Below are 18,504 nucleotides of genomic sequence, written 5' to 3' on the forward strand. Positions count from 1 at the left end.
TTCCGAGCACAGCGGGCTTCGGTGCACCGCGGTGCGGGGTGTGTCAGGGCAGGGACGACGGTGGCTCTGCCTGACGGACGGGAGTGGTGGCGGCGGCGAAGGCGGCTTCCCGGGCCAGCTCCGCCGACATGGTCGTCGCTCCGGTGAGCACGGCGTCCTGGCCTAGGCCGGAGGCGACGATGGGTGGCCTGAACGTACTGAAATCGGCCAGATGACGGGCGACCGGTTCGAGCAGCAGATCGCCGTTGGCGCCGATGGCGCCGCCCAGCACGATGAGTGCCGGGTCGATCAGGGGTACGACGCAGGCCACGACGTAGGCGACGCTGCGGGCGGTGTCGTCCACGATCTCCAGCGCGCGCGGGTCGCCGGCGCGGGCGAGTTCGAAGACGGCGCGCGGACTGCCGTCACCGGGCAGTCCCAGCCGCTGGGCCTCGGCGCTGATGTAGCGGGCGCCCAGGTGTTCCTGCACGAGGTCCCGGCGCCGGCCGACCGGCGCGACCATGCGGTCGCTGGGCAGATAGCCGGCCTCGCCGGCCACACCCGTGGCGCCACGCCGGACCCGGCCGTCCACCACGAGACCGAGACCGAGCCCGACTCCCAGGCTGACCAGGACGAAGTCGTCGGTCTCGGTACCGCGTCCATGGGTGCGTTCGGCCAGCGCCGCGAGGTTGACGTCGTTCTCCAGGACCAGCGGCACCGGTACGGCACGGCCGAGCGCCTCGCCGAGACCCCGCCCGGCGTCGGGCAGGCCGGCGGCGTACGACAGGTGACGGCCGTCCGGGCCGACCGCGGCCGGCAGTCCCGCCACGACCTGGGTGATCTCCCGCAGTGGCCGTCCCACCTGCCGGGCCACGGTCTCGCACATGTCCAGGATCTGTCCGACGAGCGCCTCGCCGCCCCGGCTCCCCCGCTGCTCGGACTCGGCGCGGGCCCGTACCCGGCCGGTGACGTCGGCGACCGCGGCGCGGATCTTCCGGTGCCCGACATCCACGCCGATGGCGAAGGCGCAGTCGGCGTTCACCCGGTACTGCGCCGGTGCCGGACCCTTGCGGCCGGTCGCCGGGCCCACCTCGGTGATCACCCCGCGCTCCAGCAGCAGCCCGACGGCGGCGGCCACGGTGGGCCGCGACAACGGGATCCGCCCGGCCAGATCGGTGGTAGTGACGGGGCCCGCCTCGTCGATCGCCTCCAGAACGGCCCGGCCGTTGAGCGACCGCAGCAACCGCTGCGGGCCTGCTGGATAACGGCGGGTCACGGTGCCCTCATCTCGCCATCAGCGCTCTGTAAGAAAGAAAGTTGCTTATTTATACGCCCGCGTATGGCCGGAATCAACCCTCCGTGGGCCCGCATCGCGGTTCCGGCGGGAGCGTGCGGGTCAGTCCACGGGGTGCCCGGGGGTGATGGTGAGGGCGTCCTTGAGCCGCAGCAGCGGTCGGCCGTCGGCCTTCTCCCGCTCGCCGCAGCGCACGGGTTCCAGGACGAAGCCGACATGATCACCCGCATCGACGCGCTGCTCGATCCTGCCGGCGAACCACGCGTACGCGTCCCGCAGGACGGCGGTCCCGCCGGGCCCCCGGGTCCAGGGGGTGCGGGCGAACTTGTCCACCCGGTCACCGGTCTCGCCACCGAACAGGGCGGCGAGCTCGTGCTGCTCCGGCGTCAGCAGATGCACGGCGAGGAAGTCCGCGGCACGGGCCACGGAATAGGTCCGGTTCACCTTCGACAGCCACACCACGAATCGCACCGGCCGCATGGAGCACTGCGAGGCGAACCCCACGAGACAGCCCGCGCGCTCGCCGCCCGCCGAAGCGGTGACGACGCACATGTCGGGGTTCAGCCGGTCGGTAAACGCGTCCGTGTCCACCATGCTCATGTCCCTCCAGCCAGGCGTCACCTCCCTGTGTACCCCGCGGGCGTCTCGGCTCAGTGACCGTGTCGGAGCCTGTGCGTCCGGTCGGCGGTCAGGGTGAGGTGGCGGGCCGGGCGGGGATCGTCCCAGGGCTGGGCGCGATCGTCTCCGGCGCCCTGGCCCACCCCTTCGGCTTCCGGGGGGAGGCGGAGGTCCCGGCGAACTCCGGGGAGAAGGCGGCCGACGGCCCTGCGAGGTGGTCGAGCAGTTCCCTGTTCACCGCGTCGGGGCGTTCCAGGTAGCCGAAGTGGCCGCAGTCGGGGATCTCGGTGTAGCGGCAGCCGGGGATCGCTGCGGCGAGCTCGCGGGTGAGGCGGGGGCGGACGACCACGTCGTCGGCGAAGGCGAGGGCCAGGCAGGGGCGGGTGATGCCGCGGTAGGCGGCGAGTCGGTCGGGGATGAGTTCCAGGCCGAGCTGGGCGCGGACGGCGGCGGGGTCGGGGAGGGTGAGCTCGAACAGGCTCAGCCAGTCGGTGAGGCGGTCGTCGTCGTCGAGGGTGCGGGGCGAGAGGTTCTGCAGGGCATGGCGGTGGGCCGCGACCGCGGGCGGGAGCCGTGTACCGCCGTCGGCGAGCGCGAGGTCTGCCGCGGTGGCCGCGGCGATCAGCGCGTCCGTCCGGCCGCTGCCCGCCATCAGCACCGCCCGGGCGACGAGTTCGGGCCGGGCGAGGACGACCTCCTGGACGACGATCGCTCCCAGCGAGTGCCCCACCAGCCGGCACGGCTCCGCGCCGAGGTGCTCGATCAGCCCCGCGACATCGGCGGCCAGGTCGGCGAGGGTGAAGGAACCGGGGCGGGCGGGCTGCGGGCCCAGACCCCGGTTGTCGAAGGTGATCACCCGGTGGCCGGCCCGGCGCAGCGCCGGCACCTGGTGGGCGCGCCACACCCGGCCGGGCGCGCCGGTCCCGGCGACCAGTACCACGGGCGGGGCGTCGGCGGCGCCGTGCTCCTCGTAGGCGAGGTCCCTGCCGTTGATCCGTGCGGTCGGCACCGCCTCACCCGTTCCCCGCCGCGAACCGGCCCACCTTGCCGATGACGTCCTCGCCGTAGATCCGCAGAGCCTGCTGGAGGGCGAACTCCGCCATGTAGGCGCGGAACGCGTCCTCCGGCTCCTCGGCGAGGTTGAGCATCCGGCGGTTGGCGAGGACGGCCTCGCCGTCGAGCCGGTCCAGGCCGCGTTCGATCGCGGCGTCCATCTCCTCGGGTTCGACGACTTCGTCGACCAGCAGCCGGGCCTCCGGTTCCGCCGCCCGCACGCGGCGCCCTCCCAGGATGATCTGACGGGCCGTCCGGGGGCCCGTGAAGCGGCCGAGGCGGAAGTTGGCGGCGCCGGGAACGATGCCCTCCTTGGCGGCGGGCAGGCTGAAGTACGCGTCCGAGGCGGCGACGACGTGGTCGAAGACGAGCAGCAGCTGTGTCCCGCCGCCGATGGCGAAGCCGTCGACCGCGGCCAGCCAGGGTTTGCCGGCGCGCCGGGTGTGCCAGCTCGCGGCGTCGCCGAGGGCCAGGCCGTGGGCGATCTTGCGGAGGTAGCCGAGCTCGCGGCGGAGCAGGAACCCGACCAGCGAGATGCCGCCGGAGCTGAGGCTCTTGAGGTTGATGCCGGCGCTGAAGACCCGCCTCCCCCGGTAGCGGGGGTGGGTCATCTCGCCGCCGCGCACCAGGCCGACCCGGACGCCGGGGTCGAGCAGGGCGAGGTCGACGGCGGTCTCCATGTCGTCGACCTGCCGCTCGTCCTCGGCGTTGAGCCGGTCGCCCCGGCAGAGCGTCAGCCTGGCGACGCCGTCGCGGCGTTCGAGGTGGACGGATTCCGTCTCCAGTACGCCCGTGCGCTGGAACTCGGGGAGCAGCCGGGTCGCGCGGGCGGTGGGCAGCAGCATCGCGTCGAGCAGGTGCGGGCCGGCGGCCGGCGAGCGGAGCATCGCGCGCAGCAGGATGCCCTGGTCGATCTCGTGGCCCTCCTTGTCGGCCTGCGGCCGGGAGCGCTCCTCGGCGATCCGCTCGGGGGCGGGGACGAGGCCGGGGTAGACGGCGGCCGCCGCCTCGACGAGCTCGTCGAGGCGGAGAGCGCGGGTGCGGCCGTCGGTCAGACGGTCGTAGACGTCCTCGGCGTGGGTGTCGAGGAAGCGGGAGCGCGCGGCGCGCGCCGCGTCCTTCGCCGCCTCGGCCGCCTCGCGCGCGGCGGGACCGCGCCCCGCCGGGCGCGGGAGCCCGGCGAGCACGCGGTCCGCCGCGACGACGGCCTCCGCGACGGCCCGCCAGCCGGGCAGGTCGGGGGCCCCGGCGGGCTCCGGGGAGCGGGCTGACTCCGGCCGGCCGGTGACATCCGGCGGACCTGCGGGCTCCGGGAGGCCGGGGGGCGGGGCGCCGGTCATGTCGGCTCCTGCGTGGTGGTGCGGCGCAGGGCGCGGTCGCAGGCGGCGAGGTGGGAGCCGAGGGCGTCCTCGAACGGCGTGGTGGCCGCGTCGAGGAGGAGTTGGCGGCGGACGGCGAGCTCGCTGCCGCCGTCGGCGCCGTAGCGGTGGACCAGGTCGGCCAGGGCGGCGTCCGGGTCGTCCACCAGTTCGTCGGCGAGGCCCGAGGCGAGGGTGTCCTCGGCGCAGATCGGGTCGCCGAAGAGGACGGCGCGGCGGGCGCGGCCCGCGCCGAGGAGGCGGACCAGCCGGAAGGCGGCCATCCCGGGCCAGGTGGCCTCACCGTCCGAGGGCAGCACCAGCCGGGTGTCGGGTGCGACGAGGCGCAGGTCGGCGGCGAGGAAGGCGTCGAGGGCGGTGCCGCCGGTGTCTCCGGTGGCGACCGCGACGGTCACGGCGGGGAGCCGCTCGAAGCGGCGCAGGGCACGCTCCCACTTGGTGACGAGGGCGGTGTCGAGTCCGTTCGCCCAGTGCGGGCCGGGCGCGCCGGCGACGCGCAGCACGGCGACGCCGTGGCCGCCGTCCTCCACCCGGTCGCAGAGCGCGGCGAGTTCCTTCACGGCCACCGGTGTCGGCGGCCTGCGGCCGTCCACCGCCAGGGTCAGCGCTTCGTCCACGGTCGTCTCTCCTGTCACCACTGCACCAGAACCGTCTCGAGGGTGGATCCCGGACCCATCGTCATCAGGACCCCGTAGTCGCCGGGTTCGGCGGCCTTCTCGTCGAGCAGCCGCTCGTAGGAGAAGAGGAACGAGCCGCTCGACACATTGCCGTAGTCCCGCAGCACGCCGACGGTGTGCCGCAGGTCGTGGCGGGTGAGCCCGAGGTTGACGACGACCGAGTCGATGACCTTCTTGCCGCCGGAGTGCACCAGCCAGTGCCGGATGTCGCTGCGGCGCAGCCCGGTGCCGGCGAGCAGCCGGTCGACGACGATCTCGGCGTGCGCGCCCACCACGTAGGGCACCTGGGGGTCGAGGTAGAAGCTGAAGCGCTCCAGGTCGCGGTCCCAGTCGTAGCGCATCGCGCCGACGGCCTCGGGGATGATGCAGCTGGCGAACTTCAGGAGGGTGGGGCCCTCGTCGCCGACGGCGCCGTCCTCGTCGGGACCGGACAGGAGCGCGATCGCGCCCGCCCCGTCGCCGAAGAGACTGTTGACGACCGCGGTGCGCAGGGAGGAGTCCATGGCGTAGGCGGCGGAGCACGCCTCCGTGCACAGGACGACGGCCAGTTCCCCCGGGTGCGCCGCCGACCAGCCCGCCACCACGTTGAGGGCGTTGAGACCGGCGTTGCAGCCCATGCCGACGATGTCGCTGCGGGAGCAGTGCCGGTCGATGCCGAGTTCGCGGATGAGCAGCGCGCTGATGCCGGGGGTGAGGAAGCCGGTGGAGGTGACGCAGCACAGATGGCGCAGGTCGGACAGGTCGGCGCCGGCTCGCTTGAGGCAGGCGCGGAGCGCTTCGGCGCCCATCTCGACGGCCGACCTCTTGTGCTTGTCGAGAAGGTCGCCCTGGGCCTCGGGGCTGCGGACGCCGTCGGGGCCGGGCTCCGGCAGGACGAGATGGCGCCGGTCGATGGCGCTGTTGCGGAAGACGGAGCCGATCTTCGGGTCGGTGATCGCGAAGGCGTCCAGGACCTCTTGCTGGGAGTAGGAGGTCGGGGAGGCCGCGGTGCCGACGCCGATGATGCGCGGCCGGTGTGCCGCGGTGACGACGCCGTCGCCGGTCTGGAGGGTGATGGTCATCGGAAGGTCCACCCCCACATCCGGGGCTTGCTGCACGGACGTCGACGTACTCGTGGAGTGGTGCCGATATCGCTCACGCGTTCCACCTTTCGAAAGGGTCGGGAATTCAGCGGTTCCTGATGTTCGCGGGGCCGGACGGAAGGTTCTCTTCCGTCGCGCTCTGCGCCTCGATGAAATCGGCGAGCCGCGCCGTGCCCTCCTGTATTTCAGCCGTCGTCAGATAGCTGGTGGAGAGCCGGAGGGCGCGGTTTCCGCCGCCGTCCGGGTAGAAGTAGCTCATGGGTGTCCAGAGCACGCCGAATTTCTCGGCGGAACGGGCCAGCGCCGCGTTGTCGGCCCGGAAGGGGACCCGGACGGTGAGGAAGAAGCCGCCGGCGGGCCGGTTCCAGCGGACCCCGAGCGCCTCGCGGAGGGACGCCGGGAGGCGGGCGTCGAGGCAGCGCAGCGTGGTGCGCATGGCGTCGCCGTAATGGGCGGCCTGCTCGGCGTTGAGCGCGGAGATCCGGCCGTCCGCGGCGAGCAGGGCGCCGGCCACGACGGCCTGGCTCAACGAGGACGTGTTGACCGTCACCATGCTCTTGATGCGGGTGAGTTCGTCGGCGAGCAGGCCGACGCGCCCGTCCTCGTCCACGACCTCCTGGTCGGCGACCGCGAAGCCGACGCGGGCCCCCGGGAAGACCGTTTTGGAGTAGGAACCGAGGTGGACGACGGCGCGGGAGCGGTCGAGGGACTTGAGGGTGGGCAGCGGCGTGCCCGGGCTCACCCGGCGGTAGGGGCTGTCCTCGATGATCAGGATGCCGTGGCGCTCCGCGGTGGCCAGCAGGCCGTCGCGCGTATCCCGGTCCAGGGTGTTGCCCGAGGGGTTGGAGTGGTCGGGGATGACGTAGAGGGCGCGGGGCCGCCGTCCCGCCGCCCGCTCGCGTGCGATCACGGTCTCCAGCTCGGCGAGGGAGAGTCCGTCCTCGCCCTCGTCGACCGGGACGACGCCGGCGCCCAGCAGGCGTGCGGCGCCGGTGATGCCCGAGTAGCAGGGGCTGGCCACCAGGACGACGTCCCCGGGGCCGGCGACGAGCGCGCGCAGCACCAGCAGCATGGCCTCCTGGGCGCCGACCGTGACGACGATCGACTCCGGCGGCACGTCGATCCCCTCGTCGGCACGCAGCGAGTCGGCCACGATGTCGCGGATCTGGCCGGCGGTGGGGCCGTACTGGTAGAGGGCGGTGCGCACCTCGTCGGGAGTGCGGCCGCGGGCGGCCAAGTGGTCGAGATAGCCGCGGAGACGGTCGAAGATCTGCTCGATGTCGAAGAAGCCGTCGTAGGGCCGGCCCGGCGCGAACGAGATGGCGTCGGGGTAGCGGTGGGTGATCTCGTTCAGGAACGTCATGGTGTCCAGGACGGGATCGCGGACGCAGGCGTGCAGGTCATTCCTGCGCAGCGGACGGCCGTTCGGCGGTGTGTTCGGGGACACGGTCACGGACACGGAAACGCATCACCCCCCGGTGGGAATCGACGGCGTCAGAAGACCATGAATTGTCCGGTCGTTCGCGCCGTTTTCCCGGTCAGCATCACACGGTTCCCATCGGCTCAACAACGTGTCCAAGGGGCCGAAAAGACCGGTTGGACGGCACACCGGAGGAATCTTCGAGGGCTGTCGGGGGATATGCAGAAGAACACCGTGAAAAGCTAGACGCGGCTTTCTTCGACCATGTGGAGAACTTCACCGGAGAAATGCGCGAGCGGCTCGGGAAGATCGGCCCTGCGGCGCACCTTGAGTTTCCGGTACACCTTGGTGAGATGTTGCTCCACCGTACTCATGGTGATGAGGAGCAGCGCGGCGATCTCGCGGTTGGTGCGGCCGGCGGCGGCGAGGGCGCCCACCCTCCGCTCCGCCTCGGTGAGTTCGGGGAGCGGCGCCGGGCCGACGGCCGCGGGGCGCGGGGGGCGTCCCAGCCGGACGGCGCCGCGCTGCCACCAGTCCACGTAGCCCGGGCCGTCCAGCCCCCAGCGGACCGCCAGCTCCTGACAGCGCTCGAAGTGGTGCAGTGCCTCGGGTGCGTGGCCGAGGGCGGCCTCGAACCGGCCGAGGGCGTAGAGGTACGGCAGCGCGAAGGGCGTGCCGAACACGGCGACGGGGACGGGCACGTCGAGGGCGGCGCGGGCCGCGGCGGTGTCGCCGGCCTCGGTGGCCGCGCGCAGCGCCATGGCGAGGGGCGCGCCGATCGCGATGCCCCAGCCGTCGGCGGTGAGAGCGCTCAATCCGGCGCGGGCGAGGCGCCCGGCCTCGTCGACCTCGCCGCGGCGCAGCGCGGTGGAGGCGGCGACGGTCCGCAGCAGGGCGCGCCGGACGGGTACGCCGTGGTGGCCGGGCTCGTCGAGCAGCCGTTCGGGCCAGCGGTCGGCGCCGGTCAGCCGACCGTCCTCCAGCAGGCAGGCCAGCAGCAGCAGGGTGGCCAGGAACGGACCGTCGACGCGGGTGCCACGCAGTACCCGGTCGGCCACCCCGTCGTCCCCGCCGCCGACCAGGCCGGCGGCGCGGACCAGCAGGGCGCTGGGCGCCCGGAGGGCGCCGAGCCGGCCGCGCCCGTCGAGACCGGGGCAGACCAGCCTGAGCCAGTCGTGCAGCAGCGCGAGCTCCGCCGGGGTGCCGGGGGCGGGGTGGCCGACGGCCCCCAGCACGGCGTCGGCCCGCGCGAACTCCCCGTTCCACAGCAGTTGTTCGACGACCACCGCGGCCTCGCCGGAGCCGATCCGGCCCGCGCGTGCGGCGCGGGCGAGGCGCGGCAGGTGGCGGGCGGCCGCGGCGGGGTCGACGAGCCACTCGGCCTCGGCGAGGGCGGCGGCCGTCTCGTCCTCGCCCGGGGTACCGGCGCTCAACTCGGCGGCGCGCCGCAGGTGGTCGACGGCGGGCCCGGCGTCGCCGGCGGCCATCGCCTCGTGGGCGGCCGCCCGCAGCACGTCGGACTGCCAGCCGGGGCGCGCGGTGGCGCGGGCGGCGAGCAGGTGTCCGGCGACGACGCGCGCGGGTGCCCCGTCCTGGTGCAGGAGTTCGGCGGCGCGGCCGCGGAGGGCGACCAGTTCATCGGCGGGGAGGTCCTCGAGGACGGCCGACCGGGCTGCCTCGTGCCGGAATGCGGCGTCGTTCGCGAGCAGACCGGCCTCGATCAGGTCGTCGGCGGTGCGCCGCACGGTGGCGGCGTCCTCGTCGAGCAGGGCGCCGACCAGGGCGAGATCGGTGACGGTGACGGGGCCGGCGAGCACCGCGACGGCCCGGGCGACCGCGAGGGCGGCGGGGCCGGCGCGGTGCAGGCAGCGCAGATAGCCGTGGCGGAAGGACGGGCCGGGGGCCGGGCCGGTCGGCGCGGGGCCGGGCCGCTCGTCCCGCTCGTCGTCGACGAGGGCGTCGACCAGCAGCGGGTTGCCGCCGGTGGCTCGGTGCCAGGCGGCGACGTCCTGGCGTTCCGCCCCGTCGGGGCCCAGCCTCTCCGTCAGCCGGCCCCGCACGCCCGCGGCGGAGAGCGGCGCGAGCCGGACCCGGTGGCTGTGCGGCAGGTGCAGCGTCTCGGCGTGGAAGGAGGCCAGCGCGCGTTCGTGGCCGGCGCACTCGGTGAGCACGACGAGGACGGCGGCGGAATCGATCCTGCGCATCAGGTAGCGGAGGCAGGCGAGCGACTCCTCGTCGGCGACGTGCACGTCGTCGACGCCGAGGAGGACCGGAGCCCGCTCGGCGAGGCCGGTGACGACGTGGACGAAGCGCTTCAGCAGCAGGCGGGAGGCGTGGCCGCCGGCGGCCGCGGCCGCGGCGATCAGGGCGCAGTCGTCGGCGGCCCGCAGGTCGACGGACCGGGCCGCTCCCCGCAGCCCGGTCATCAACTGTTCGATCAGGCCGAGGCGGTCGTGCCGCTCGCCCGGCGACGCGGTCGCCGACGCGCACAGCGCTCCCTCCCCGGCGGCCCACTCGACGAGTGAGCGGAGCAGCGTGGTCTTGCCGCAGCCGACCGGGCCGTCGGCGAGGACGACCGCGCCGCTGCCCGCGGCACACGCCCTGTAGAGCCGGTGGAGCTGTTGGATTTCCCCGTTCCGTTCCTGGAGCTTGCGCAGCACCTGGACCCCCGAATCACTGTCCCCCTACAGCTTGTTTTCAAGGGTAGTCGCTCGGCGTTCGGTCCTTCGGTCGTTCCGCGTCGTGTCGCTCCCGTTCTTCGCCGGGCCCCGGTCAGCCGACCGAGGCCGTGATGTCCCGCTTCACGCGCGTCGCGAAGTCCGCCCACATGTCGGACAGATGGACGGCGAGGTCGGCGACGATGCCGCTGCAGTGCGGCGGGACGTTGCCGATGATCGCGTCCCACTCCTCCTCGCGGACGGCGTGGATCGCCAGGAGCCGCAGCAGGCTGCGGCCGGTTTCCGAGAAGCGCAGCGCCGGGTCGGCGGTCAACCGCTTGACCAGCACGACACGGTCGGGCGCGGCGTCCGCCCGGGCCCGGGCGACCGGGCGGGCCAGCCGCAGGGCGGCGGGTTCGCCGCACGGCGCCGGGACGGGCGGCGAGCCGGATCCGTCCTCGGTCGCGGGCTCGTCTCCCGGCTCGACGTCGTGGTCACGGCGGCGTGAGCGGGGCAGCAGGTCCTCCCCGTTCCGCAGGCGGTTGCGCACGTCGCGCGCGGTCTCCGGGGAGATGCCGGCGGCGCGGGCGACCTGGCGCAGCGACAGGCCGGGGTTCTCGGAGAGCAGTTCGCCGGCGCGGAGCCGGCCGGCGGTGCCGTCGAGCGGACGCATCCGGCCGTCCTGGCCGAGCCTGCGTTCGTCCGGGTCGGCGCTGCCGGGACCCAGCCGGCGGCGGATCTCGCCGACGGTTCCGGGGGCGATGCCGGTGACGGAGGCCACTCTGCGGTCGGACCAGTGGGGGTGGGAGGCGATGATCCGTTCCGCGGCGCGCTGCCGGTCGGCCAGGGCGAGCGGCAGCCCGTGGGTGACGTTCAGCTGGACCGCGAGGACGAAGGCGGCCGACTCGTCACCGTCGAAGAAGAGGGCGGCGATGGTGGTGTCCCCGCGCAGCCGGGCCGCGCGCAGCCGGTGGAAGCCGTCGATGACCCGCATCGTGGGGCGGTGGACGATGATCGGCGGCAGCGGGTTCGGCGCCGCCGCGAGTATCTCGATGTGCTCCTTGCTCTCACCTGCCAGCCGGGGCGACCCGGCCAGGCTTAAGGCGTCGATTTCCACTTCCATTACGGACTGCTGATCGATGATTCCCCCGGTTTGCACCCCGTGCTCCTCACCTGCCCCCGCCGTCACGACGGGCGGCCGTTTTCGTTCCAGAAGAGGAATGTCCTTCCGCACTTCTTCCGTCCGCGGGATGTCTGCCGCGCAGTGCCGGACCACGTCGGCATCCTGCCGATTTCGGCACCTAGCGTCATAACACCGACCGCAATGGACGAGACCGAACATAACAGCGTGTCAGGACGTTCGAAACCCCCTGTTATCGGCGGGGCGTCGGCTTGGCGTAGGGGGTTGACGGAAAAGACGAAGCGGTGCCCGGGGCGCCTTCGGGGAGGCGTCGCGGGCACCGCTCGGGGGAGGTGTCAGCGGGCTCGGGGTCCGCGGGGCGGCGGGCCGCCCGGGGCGGAGTGCCCGCCGGGACCGCCGGGGCCGTGGAAGACGGGACCGCGGCCGGGGGCGCCGGGACCGGGCATCGCGGGTCCGGCGATGTCGGGGCCGGAGCCGTGGAAGACCGGGCGGAGACCGGGACCCTGGCCGACCGGCTCGGGAACCCGCTCCTCCGGCGCGCCGTCCTCCTCGCCTTTGCGCTCCCCGCCGGAACGGCCGCTGAACTGGGTGCGGTAGAGCTCGGCGTAGAGCCCGCCCTGGGCGAGGAGGCTGTCGTGGGTGCCGCGCTCCGCGATCCGCCCCTCGTCCAGGACGATGATCTGGTCGGCGTCCCGGACGGTCGACAGACGGTGCGCGATGACCAAGGAGGTCCGGCCGGCCAGGGCGGTCCTGAGTGCGCGCTGCACCGCGGCCTCGGACTCGGAGTCCAGGTGTGCGGTCGCCTCGTCGAGCACGACCACCGGCGGGGCCTTGAGCAGCAGCCGGGCCATCGCGATGCGCTGCTTCTCCCCCCCGGAGAGCCGGTAGCCGCGGTCGCCGACCATGGTGTCCAGGCCGTCGGGCAGGGAGGCGACGAGCCGCCAGATCTGCGCGGCCCGGCAGGCGGCGACCAGCTCCTCCTCGGTGGCGTCGGGGCGGGCGTAGAGCAGGTTCTCCCGGATGGTGGTGTGCAGCAGGTGACCGTCCTGGGTGACCATCCCGACCGTGTCGTTGAGTGACTCCAGCGTCAGGTCGCGCACGTCGCGTCCGTCGATCAGGACGGTGCCCTCTTCCGGGTCGTACAGCCGCGGCACCAGGTGGGTGATGGTGGTCTTGCCGGCCCCGGACGGGCCCACCAGCGCGGTGAGTTTCCCGGCGGGCACCGTGAAGCTGAGGTCCCGCAGCGCCCAGGCGCCGCCGCCGCGCTCCGGCGCGGGCCCGGCGAACGCCTCCAGGGACGCGAGGGACACGTCGGCGGGCTCGGGGTGGCGGAAGGACACCCCGCGGAACTCGACCGCGGGGGCGGTGCGGGTCGCGGCGGCCGGCAGCGGCACCGCGTCCGGTTTCTCGGTGACCAGCGGCTTCAGGTCGAGCACCTCGAAGAGCCGGTCGAAGCTGACGAGCGCGGTCATCGCGTCGGCCTGGGCGTTGGAGAGCTGGCCGACCGGGGCCATCAGCCGGGTGAGCAGGGTGGCCAGCGCGACCAGGGTGCCGATCTCGAACGCGCCGCGCACGGCGAGGACACCGCCGACGCCGTAGACCGCGGCGGTGGCGACCGCGCCGATGAACATGGTGGAGAGGAAGAGCAGCCTCATGGCGACGGAGTTGCGGACGCCGATCTCACGGGCGCGGGCGGCGAGCCGTGCGTAGCCGGTGCGCTCGCGGTCCGGACGGCTGTAGAGCTTCGCCAGGAGCGCGCCGGCCACGTTGAACCGCTCGTGCATCAGCGAACTCATGTCGGCGTTGACCTCCATGTGCCGGCGTGCGAGGCCCTGCAGCCGACGGCCGATCAGCCGGCCGGGGAGGATGAAGAACGGCACCAGCGCCAGGGAGACCAGGGTGATCTTCCAGGACAGGTAGACCATCGTGGCCAGCACGAAGGTCACCGTCAGGCCGGAGGACACCACGGTGGAGAGCATCTGGGTCACGGCCTGCTGGGCGCCGACCACGTCGGTGTTGAGCCGGCTCACCAGGGCGCCGGTCTGCGCGCGGGTGAAGAAGGCGAGGGACTGGCGCTGCACATGGTCGAAGACCTGGACCCGGAGGCCGTAGACCAGTCCCTCGCTGACCCGGGCGGAGAACCAGGTCTCCCCGAACCCCACCAGGGCGGCCAGCACGGCGACCGCGGCCACCGCGGCCGCGAGCCAGACCACGGTCCCGGTGTCGCGGGCCATGATGCCGTCGTCGATCAGGTACTTGAGCAGCAGGGGCGGGGCCACCGCGCACGCGGCGTTCAACGTGGTGCAGACCACGAGAAGGCCGATGGCGCGGCGGTGCCCCCGGGTGTACGGGATGATTCTCTTCGTCGTTCCGGGCTTCGCCCGCTGGCTCTTGGTCGAGGAGTCCGGCCCGTCCGATCGGATCATGATCGGTCCGGGGCCGCCCATCATGGCCACAGATACCCCCTGGGTCGCGTCGCTGCGGTCGGGCGCATCCCTAGCGGGCCGCCTCGGTCTCCCTCATCGCGTCGATGAGGCTCTGCGGACGGAGATCCGTCCAGTTCTCCTCCACATAGGCGAGGCATTCTTTGCGTGTGGCCTCTCCGAAAGCGAGCCTCCAGCCATTCGGAATTTCCGCGAACGCGGGCCACAACGAGTGCTGGTTCTCCCTGTTGATGAGCACCAGAAAGGTCCCGTTTTCATCGTCGAACGGGTTCGCCATATTCACTCCCACGAATCGTGTTCCTCGCGCATTTCTCGCCGGATGGAAAAACTTTAGCCGACTCATACGCGGCGAACAAAGCTCGCCAATTCGAGGAAACAATCCACGGGTATAGGTATTGTTTTTCCGTGGGGGGCGTAGTCGGGCGACCAGTCTCACATGCCCCGTTCCCGACGCGACAGCGTCGTCCAACCGGCCGACCCGGGCACTTGGACACCGGGTCGGCCGGGTTACGGGTGTCAACCCGCGGTCGGTGCCGGCTAGTTGGACGCGAGGGCCTCCGTCGGGGGATGCCGGGCCGCCCGGACCGCCGGGTAGAAGCCGGCCAGCCCTCCGATGACGAGGGTGGCGCCCAAGCCTCCGGCCATCGCCCACAGCGGCACCAGCGCGGCCCACCCCTGGTAGGCGGCGTACCCGCCGGTGACGCCGATGCCCAGCAGCACGCCGCCCAGACCGCCGAGCCCGGACAGCAGCAGCGCCTCGGCGAGGAACTGGGTCCTGATCTGGCCCCGGGTGGCGCCGAGGGAGCGGCGCAGCCCGATCTCCGAGCGCCGCTCCAGCACCGAGATGACCATGGTGTTGGCCACTCCGACGCCACCGACCAGCAGCGCCACCCCGCCCAGGCCCACCAGCAGTCCGCTCAGCGCGTTGTCCGTGGCGTGCTTGGCGGCGAGCGCGTCGGAGGGCCGCGAGACGTTGACCTCGTTGGGGTCCTGCGGGTCGGCGGTGGCGCCCAGCACGCCCTGCACCTTCTCGACGTCCGCTTCCTCGGCCCGCGTGTAGATCGTCGTGGGGTAGCCGTCGAAGGACAGGATCCGCTCCGCGACCGGCCAGCCCACGAAAACCTGTGCGTCGAGGGCGGGCACCAGCTGGTTGGGGGCCAGCAGACCCACCACGGTGAACCACTGGTCGCCGAGCCACACCTGCACGTCGGACCCGGCCCGGTGGATGCCGAGGCTCTGCGCGGCCTGCGGGCCCAGTACCACCGCCGGGTAGCGGCTGGTGGCGCCGTTGAGCCAGCTGCCGTCCACGATCTCGCCGCCCACGGAGCGGAGCAGGTCGGTCCGGGCGGCGTTGACGGTGATGCCTCCGGTCTGCACCGTCGGGACGCGGTCGCTGCGGTAGACCTTCGCGCGCGTGGCGCCCACCGCGGAGGCCGAGGTGACGTCCGGCCGGTTCGCGATCATCGCGACGGAGTCCTTGGGCAGATGGGCGGTACCGCCGGTCATGGTGGACCCCGGGACCACCGTGAGGAGGTTCGTGCCGAGCGCGGCCAACTGTTTGTTCAGGTCGTTCCTCGACGAGGTGGAGATGCCCACCACGCCGATCATCGCGGCGATGCCGATCGCGATGCCCAGGGCGGACAGGAAGACCCGCATGGGCCGCGAGCGCAGGCCCGAGCCGCCCACCCGGGCCACGTCGGCCAGGCTCATCCGGGCCGCCCGGGGCCGCGGCGGCGGGGGTGAACCGGCCCAGGGCCGCTGCCGTTCGGCCGGCCACGCCTCGTGTGTCGTGCTCGTACTCATCGCTCCACCCCCGTGGGCAGCAGGGCCCGGGTCGCCGTCTCCCCCGAGTCGTGCTCGATACGGCCGTCCCGCACCCTGACCTCGCGCGGCAGGGACTCGGCGATGTCCCGGTCGTGGGTGATGACCACCACCGTCGTCCCCGCCTCGTGCAGCTCGTGCAGCAGCTCCATGACGACCGTCCCCGAGCGGGAGTCCAGCGCGCCGGTCGGCTCGTCGGCCAGCAGCAGCGGCGGGTCGCCGACCACCGCGCGGGCGATCGCCACGCGCTGCTTCTCACCGCCGGACAGCTGCTGCGGCTCGTGGTAGAGCCGGTGGCCGAGGCCCACCCTGCGCAGCGCCTGTTCGGCGACCCGGCGCCGCTCGCGGCGCGGACGGCCGCTGTAGAGCAGGCCGTCGGCCACGCTGTCGAGCGCGGGGACGCCGGCCGCGAGGTGGAACTGCTGGAAGACGAAGCCGATGGTCCCGGCCCGTAGCGCGGACAGCTCGCGGTCGTTGAGGGAGTCCACGGCGTGGCCGGCGATCGACACGGTCCCGGACGAGGGCCGGTCCAGCGTGCCCATGATGTTGAGCATGGTGGACTTGCCCGAGCCGGACGGCCCGACGACCGCGAGCATCTCGCCGGGGTGGACCACGAGGTCCGCCGCGACCAGGGCGGCCACGTCACCGTAGGACTTGCTGACCCCGGCCAGCTCGATCACCGGATGGGCGGCTACGGTCACTTGGGGACCCCCACGACCGTGCCCGCGGTGATGCCCGCGCCGGTGACCTCGACCATGCCGTTGCCGAACATCCCGAGGGTCACCGGTCGGTACTCGGACGTCGAGCCGGTCACCACCTCCACCGCGTAGCCGCCCTTGGGCAGCGCCACCAGGGCGTTCACCGGAACGGCCAGTACGTTCGGACGTGTTTCGGAGGCGAACGCGACACTGACGGCGGCGGCCTGGTAGCCGCCCAGCTTCTTCGATTCCTTTGCCGTCAGCTCGACCGGCACAATGGCGTTCGAGGCGCCGGACGAGTTGGACGAGTTGGACGACGAGCTCGTACCCGAGGAACCGGACGAGGACGCTCCGCTCGACGTCGGGGTGCCGACCTTCGTCACGGTGGCGGTCACCGTCGAGTTGTCCGGCAGCGTGACCGTCGCCTCGACGCCCTTCTTCGCCAGGTTGGCGTACTGCACGTCCAGGTCCACGGAGACGACCCGCCCGGTGCCCGTCCACGTGAGCACGTTTCCGGTGAGGGTGTCGCCGGGGGCGAGCGCCGTCTGGGCGACCCGCCGTGCGCCGGTGGCCACCACCGCGTCGCCCACCGAGACCTCACCGGTCTTGGAACGGCCGAGCTTTCCCTGCCACTTCCTGACCGCCGCGGCCGTGCCCGAGGAGTAGGTGTCGTCGACCGTGAAGCCCCGGTAGCCGAGCGCCCGGAGGTTCTGCTCCAGCATCTTCACGTCGCCGCCCGTGCTGCCCTCACTCAGGGTCCGGTACAACGGCACCGAGCCGTACAGCAGCGGGACCGACTTCTGGTCGGCCTTGTAGACCGGTTCCCCACGGGTGATGGTGTCGCCGTCCGACGGCATCCACGTGACGATCCCGTCGCCCCCGCTCGCGGCGCCCCCGCCGGACGGCCCGGTCCCCGTGGCACCGGAGGACGACGGGGCCCGGACGGCCGACGCTTCTCCGTACCCCAGCTGTCCGTCCACGGTCTGGGAGCTCGCCAGCGTCGTCCGCTGCACCTTCGCCGTGGCCGGCGGCCCGGACGGCGCAGCGGCCGCGGCCTGGTGGCTCCCGCCGCCGATCACGCCCGTGCCGGCGGCGACCGCCGTCGCGGCGACCACCACCGCGCACGCCGCGATCACCGCGATGCGCACCTTGCGGCGTCGCGGGCGGCTCTCCGCCGGCCTCTGCTCCACCGCGCCGCCGCCTCCCTCGACGGGAGCGAGGGACGAGGTGCGGGGCTCCAGTTCCCCGCCCGCGACGGGCGTCAACTCCGCGGTGCCCTCCTCCTGCTGGCTTGTCACCGGGGGCCACCGCCCATGAAGCCCAGCATGCCGCCGGGCCGGATGCTGTAGCACGCCTGCGCGGCCTTGGCGAACTTGGGGTCCTCTGGCCCGGTGATGCCGGCCGCGCCCGCGTCGATGAGCATCGAGTTCCCGTTGATCTGCGGGTCCTGGAAGTTGGGCAGACCGTTCTCGCGGAGGCACTTGGCCCACTTCGCGACCTTCGCCGGATCGAGGGCCTGCCCGCCGGCGGAGTCGCCGGTGGTGCCCTGCGGGTTCAGCGACTGGCAGGCCGACGCGGCCTCCTGGTACGCCGTCGAGTTCGGGTCGACGCCCTCGGCGGGCTGGAGCATGATGCGACCCTGGCTGTCCTGCTTCGGGTCGGGGAATGACGAGAGACCGTTCTCCCGCATGCATTTCGAATAGGCCAGAGCCTGCTGGAACGCCTTGTTCGCGGAATTCGACGAGGTGCCCACATTCTCGGTGGAGGAATCGCTCGAGTCCGACGAACAGCCGGCGAGCAGTGTTCCGGCCGTCACCACGGACACGACCACCAGGAGGGGGCCGGTCACACGCTTCTGATTCTTCGGCATATCAGCAGTTCTACGGGGCACCCGGTCACACGGCGGTTGCAACGGGCGCCCCGCGCGACCGTCGCGTCAGTCCGGCATCTGCCGACGCTCCCCCCGCCCGCTGGGCGCCACGACGGTGATGGCCTCGGCCGGACAGCGGGCCGCCGCCGCCCGCAGCGCGGGCAGCGCGCCGAGCGCGGCGTCGCGGGCCCGTGGCAGCACTCGGCCGTCCGTCTCCGACTGGTCGAAGAACTCGGGCGAGAACAGGGCGCACAGGCCCGTGGACGCGCACCTGTCACGGTCCACCCGGATCCCGACGCGAGCCTCGTCCGTCCCCACGGACTCATCGACGCCCACGTCCGTGCCCACGGCCTCGTCCATGCCCGTCCCCC

The 18,504-nt window shown here is 73.2% G+C and carries 16 protein-coding genes; all 16 read right to left on the bottom strand.

Translation table 11 applies throughout. From position 1 onward, the window contains the following. Positions 1-43 precede the first annotated feature (43 nt). A complete protein-coding gene (locus ACIBVL_RS06040; RefSeq protein WP_399092542.1) occupies positions 44-1,255 on the bottom strand; it encodes an ROK family transcriptional regulator in 1,212 nt (403 codons plus the stop codon). A 120-nt stretch (positions 1,256-1,375) separates the two neighbouring features. Next, a complete protein-coding gene (locus tag ACIBVL_RS06045; protein ID WP_399094767.1) occupies positions 1,376-1,867 on the bottom strand; it encodes a flavin reductase family protein in 492 nt (163 codons plus the stop codon). A gap of 94 nt (positions 1,868-1,961) precedes the next feature. Further along, a complete protein-coding gene (locus ACIBVL_RS06050) occupies positions 1,962-2,900 on the bottom strand; it encodes an alpha/beta fold hydrolase (protein ID WP_399092545.1) in 939 nt (312 codons plus the stop codon). Positions 2,901-2,904: 4 nt separating this feature from the next. Continuing rightward, positions 2,905-4,284, bottom strand: a complete 1,380-nt coding sequence (gene dpgC / locus ACIBVL_RS06055) for a (3,5-dihydroxyphenyl)acetyl-CoA 1,2-dioxygenase DpgC (RefSeq protein ID WP_399092548.1) — start codon at positions 4,282-4,284, stop codon at positions 2,905-2,907. Then, entirely contained in the window at positions 4,281-4,940 is a 660-nt protein-coding gene (gene dpgB / locus ACIBVL_RS06060; RefSeq protein WP_399092551.1) for an enoyl-CoA-hydratase DpgB, read from the bottom strand. Before dpgB ends, dpgC begins: the two co-directional genes overlap by 4 nt. A gap of 14 nt (positions 4,941-4,954) precedes the next feature. Continuing rightward, positions 4,955-6,061, bottom strand: coding sequence for a 3,5-dihydroxyphenylacetyl-CoA synthase DpgA (gene dpgA, locus ACIBVL_RS06065; RefSeq protein ID WP_399092554.1), 1,107 nt, complete (start codon positions 6,059-6,061; stop codon positions 4,955-4,957). Between the two features lie 106 nt (positions 6,062-6,167). Continuing rightward, positions 6,168-7,541, bottom strand: a complete 1,374-nt coding sequence (locus ACIBVL_RS06070) for a PLP-dependent aminotransferase family protein (RefSeq protein ID WP_399092557.1) — start codon at positions 7,539-7,541, stop codon at positions 6,168-6,170. A 203-nt stretch (positions 7,542-7,744) separates the two neighbouring features. Beyond that, the gene (locus ACIBVL_RS06075; protein ID WP_399092560.1) at positions 7,745-10,162 is read right to left on the bottom strand and encodes an AAA family ATPase; all 2,418 of its coding nucleotides are present in this window, start codon (positions 10,160-10,162) and stop codon (positions 7,745-7,747) included. A 112-nt stretch (positions 10,163-10,274) separates the two neighbouring features. Next, positions 10,275-11,282: a ParB N-terminal domain-containing protein gene (locus ACIBVL_RS06080; RefSeq protein ID WP_399092563.1), complete on the bottom strand. Its 1,008-nt coding sequence runs from the start codon at positions 11,280-11,282 to the stop codon at positions 10,275-10,277. 353 nt (positions 11,283-11,635) lie between these two features. Beyond that, positions 11,636-13,726, bottom strand: coding sequence for an ABC transporter ATP-binding protein (locus ACIBVL_RS06085; protein WP_399092566.1), 2,091 nt, complete (start codon positions 13,724-13,726; stop codon positions 11,636-11,638). A gap of 70 nt (positions 13,727-13,796) precedes the next feature. Continuing rightward, entirely contained in the window at positions 13,797-14,021 is a 225-nt protein-coding gene (locus ACIBVL_RS06090; protein WP_399092569.1) for an MbtH family protein, read from the bottom strand. Between the two features lie 260 nt (positions 14,022-14,281). Continuing rightward, positions 14,282-15,454, bottom strand: coding sequence for an ABC transporter permease (locus tag ACIBVL_RS06095; RefSeq protein WP_399094769.1), 1,173 nt, complete (start codon positions 15,452-15,454; stop codon positions 14,282-14,284). Between the two features lie 89 nt (positions 15,455-15,543). Then, positions 15,544-16,266 carry an ABC transporter ATP-binding protein gene (locus ACIBVL_RS06100; protein ID WP_399092572.1) on the bottom strand — a complete coding sequence of 241 codons (723 nt, stop codon included), beginning with the start codon at positions 16,264-16,266 and terminating at the stop codon, positions 15,544-15,546. After that, a complete protein-coding gene (locus ACIBVL_RS06105; protein ID WP_399092575.1) occupies positions 16,263-17,561 on the bottom strand; it encodes a peptidoglycan-binding protein in 1,299 nt (432 codons plus the stop codon). Before ACIBVL_RS06105 ends, ACIBVL_RS06100 begins: the two co-directional genes overlap by 4 nt. Beyond that, positions 17,558-18,133, bottom strand: a complete 576-nt coding sequence (locus ACIBVL_RS06110) for a hypothetical protein (RefSeq protein ID WP_399092579.1) — start codon at positions 18,131-18,133, stop codon at positions 17,558-17,560. The genes ACIBVL_RS06105 and ACIBVL_RS06110 overlap by 4 nt, the downstream gene beginning before the upstream one ends. Positions 18,134-18,199: 66 nt before the next feature. Then, on the bottom strand, positions 18,200-18,493 hold the full coding sequence (locus ACIBVL_RS06115) for a ferredoxin (RefSeq protein ID WP_399092582.1): 294 nt from the start codon (positions 18,491-18,493) through the stop codon (positions 18,200-18,202). Positions 18,494-18,504: the final 11 nt, after the last annotated feature.

Origin of the sequence: Streptomyces sp. NPDC049687, assembly GCF_044465285.1 — a bacterium.
Taxonomy (GTDB): domain Bacteria; phylum Actinomycetota; class Actinomycetes; order Streptomycetales; family Streptomycetaceae; genus Streptomyces.

What these genes read in the sequence shown, in the direction of transcription:
- dpgC (WP_399092548.1), bottom strand. Translation starts at nt 4,284, where the DNA reads ATGACCGGCGCCCCGCCCCCCGGCCTCCCGGAGCCCGCAGGTCCGCCG.
- ACIBVL_RS06090 (WP_399092569.1), bottom strand. Translation starts at nt 14,021, where the DNA reads ATGGCGAACCCGTTCGACGATGAAAACGGGACCTTTCTGGTGCTCATC.
- ACIBVL_RS06045 (WP_399094767.1), bottom strand. Translation starts at nt 1,867, where the DNA reads ATGGTGGACACGGACGCGTTTACCGACCGGCTGAACCCCGACATGTGC.
- ACIBVL_RS06080 (WP_399092563.1), bottom strand. Translation starts at nt 11,282, where the DNA reads ATGGAAGTGGAAATCGACGCCTTAAGCCTGGCCGGGTCGCCCCGGCTG.
- ACIBVL_RS06095 (WP_399094769.1), bottom strand. Translation starts at nt 15,454, where the DNA reads ATGAGCCTGGCCGACGTGGCCCGGGTGGGCGGCTCGGGCCTGCGCTCG.
- ACIBVL_RS06085 (WP_399092566.1), bottom strand. Translation starts at nt 13,726, where the DNA reads ATGATCCGATCGGACGGGCCGGACTCCTCGACCAAGAGCCAGCGGGCG.
- ACIBVL_RS06110 (WP_399092579.1), bottom strand. Translation starts at nt 18,133, where the DNA reads ATGCCGAAGAATCAGAAGCGTGTGACCGGCCCCCTCCTGGTGGTCGTG.
- ACIBVL_RS06115 (WP_399092582.1), bottom strand. Translation starts at nt 18,493, where the DNA reads ATGGACGAGGCCGTGGGCACGGACGTGGGCGTCGATGAGTCCGTGGGG.
- dpgA (WP_399092554.1), bottom strand. Translation starts at nt 6,061, where the DNA reads ATGACCATCACCCTCCAGACCGGCGACGGCGTCGTCACCGCGGCACAC.